The organism is Cellulomonas septica, from assembly GCF_012396155.1.
Lineage (GTDB): Bacteria > Actinomycetota > Actinomycetes > Actinomycetales > Cellulomonadaceae > Cellulomonas > Cellulomonas septica.
Genome location: NZ_JAAXOY010000582.1, coordinates 1 through 2304, shown reverse-complemented (window position 1 = coordinate 2304; position 2304 = coordinate 1). Strand labels below are relative to the sequence as shown.

Genomic DNA, 2304 nt, shown 5'->3' with positions numbered 1-2304 from the left:
CCGCCCGGGCGAGCGCGCGCACGTAGACGACGGGGGCGGTGCACCCGAGCTCGGCGAGCGCGGCGAGCGTCGACGCCGCCGTGGCACCGGCACCGAGGACGGCGGCCGAGCGCACCTTCTCCCCCGCGCCCAGGCCCTCGCCGAGCGCCGTGACGAGCCCGTACACGTCCGTGTTGGCGCCGACGAGCGTCCGGGCGGACCCGGAGCCCTGGAGCAGCACGGTGTTGACCGCGCCCACGACCCGTGCGAGCGGCTCGACGTGGTCGAGCAGCGGGATGACGGTCTGCTTGAGCGGCATCGTCAGGCTGAGGCCGGCCCACGTCGCGTCGAGCCCCGCGACGAACGCGGGCAGCTGCTCCTCCGTGACGTCGAACGCGTCGTACGCCCAGCCCTCGAGCCCGAGCGCCGCGTACGCGGCCCGGTGCAGGGCGGGCGACAGCGAGTGCCCGACCGGGTGCCCCAGGACCGCCGCGCGCCGCAGCGGCCCGTCACTCACTCCCGTGCTCCTCCAGCCACGCGTTGAGCTGCGCGATGTTGGCCTGGTGCTCCGCGAAGTCGTCGGTGAACAGGGTCTCGCCCGTCTCCGGGTTGACGGTCACCCAGAAGATCCACGGCCCGTCGGCGGGGTGCAGCACCGCGTCGATCGACACCTCGCCCGGCGACGCGATCGGACCCGGCGGCAGGCCGATGCGCACGTACGTCGAGTACGGGTTGCTCGGGTCGTTGTTCTCCGCCGGGGTGGGTGCGCGGACGACGCCCAGCCCGTAGGAGGTCGTCGCGTCGACCTGGAGACGCATCTGCCGGTCGAGGCGGTTCTGGATCCCGCGGGCGACCTTGGCGCGGTCGTCGGGCAGCTTGCCCTCGCGCTCCACGATGGACGCCTTCGTGAGGAGCTCCTGGCGCTGCTCGACCGGCACCGCCCGCTCGTCGAGCTCGGCGACCATCTTGGCGACCATCATCTGCAGCACGCTGGCCGCGGTCGCGTCCGGCGGGAGGTCGTACGTCGTCGGGAACAGCCAGCCCTCGACCTTGCCGCCGGCCTCGGCGGGCAGGCCGATCGCGGCGGGGTCGGCCGCCGCGGCGCGCAGCTGGTCGACGCTCACGTTGGGGAGCTTCTCGTTGATCTTGGTGTAGATCTGCTCGGCGTTGAGCCCCTCGGGGATCGTGATGCGGAAGCTCGCGCGGCTCGCCGGGTCGAGCAGGGCGGCGATCGCGGAGGCCGCGGGCAGCTCCATGCGGAGCTTGTACGTGCCCGGCTGGATGCTGCCGGCGTTCGGCTCGAGCGCCCACGCCTTGTTGAACGCCTTGACGCTCGCCACGACCTTGGCGTCGACGAGCTTCTGCCCGATCACCGCACCGGAGTCGCCCGACGCGATCGTGACCTCGGTCGAGCCGACGCCCGGGCCCGGGTAGTCCTCGATCGCCTGCTCCTGGCCGCTGCCCTGGAACAGGCCGCCCATGAGCTCGGACACGACGTAGACGGCACCCGCGACGAGCACGAGCGCGACGACGAGCACGGAGAACGACCGGCGCCGGCGCCGCTTGCGCTCGCGCTCGGCCTTCGCCTTGCCGCGCTGCCGCGCCCGGCGCGACTCCGACGGCTGCTGCCGCGCGGCGGGGTCACCGCCGAACAGCTCGGCCGCCTGGTCGCCGCGTTCCACGGGCGCCCACCACTCGGTCTGGCTGTTGCTCACGTACGCGTCACTCCACCGTCGCTCGTCCGTCGCCCACAGGCCCCCCGTGCGCCGTGCGGTCGTGCTGGGATCGTTCGTCGTCGACCGGTTCCCCGGGACGACGTCCCGTCGCACGTTCCGCGTCCAACGCGTACTGCAGGATCACCACCGCGGCCGCCTGGTCGACGACCTGCCGCTGGCGGCGCCCGGATCGGCCGGACGCCTGCAGCGCCTGATGTGCGGTCACCGTGCTCATCCGCTCATCGACCAGACGCACCGGGACGGGTGCGACAGCCTGCGCCAACCCCACAGCGTACGCGCGCGCAGCGGCCGATGCGGCACCTTCGGCACCCGAGAGGTGTCGGGGATGTCCGACATACACGACGGCTGCACCACGTTCCTGCACCTCGTGCACGATCCGCGCGACGTCGGCCGGGGTCCGACGCTCCTTGCGACCGGGCACGTCGCGGGCGAGCGTGTCGACGGGCGTCGCGATGAGCCCGTCGGGGTCGCTGGCCGCCAGGCCGACGCGCACCGACCCGACGTCCACCGCGAGCCGAGGCCCCCGGGGGACGCCGGTGTCGGCGCTCATCAGGCCCGCAGCCCGTCGACGACCGACGCGAGGGCGTCG

General features: G+C 73.7%; 2 protein-coding genes and 1 pseudogene. All 3 read right to left on the bottom strand.

Annotation, left to right across the window (positions count from 1 at the left end):
• A pseudogene (locus tag HGA02_RS16845) lies at nucleotides 1-496 on the bottom strand (shikimate dehydrogenase); the annotation flags it as partial.
• Nucleotides 489-1694 carry an endolytic transglycosylase MltG gene (mltG, locus tag HGA02_RS16840; RefSeq protein ID WP_168680309.1) on the bottom strand — a complete coding sequence of 402 codons (1206 nt, stop codon included), beginning with the start codon at nucleotides 1692-1694 and terminating at the stop codon, nucleotides 489-491. The pseudogene HGA02_RS16845 and the gene mltG, both read right to left, overlap by 8 nt.
• Before the next feature lie 7 nt (nucleotides 1695-1701).
• Nucleotides 1702-2265, bottom strand: coding sequence for a Holliday junction resolvase RuvX (ruvX, locus tag HGA02_RS16835; protein WP_168680307.1), 564 nt, complete (start codon nucleotides 2263-2265; stop codon nucleotides 1702-1704).
• Between the last annotated feature and the right edge of the window lie 39 nt (nucleotides 2266-2304).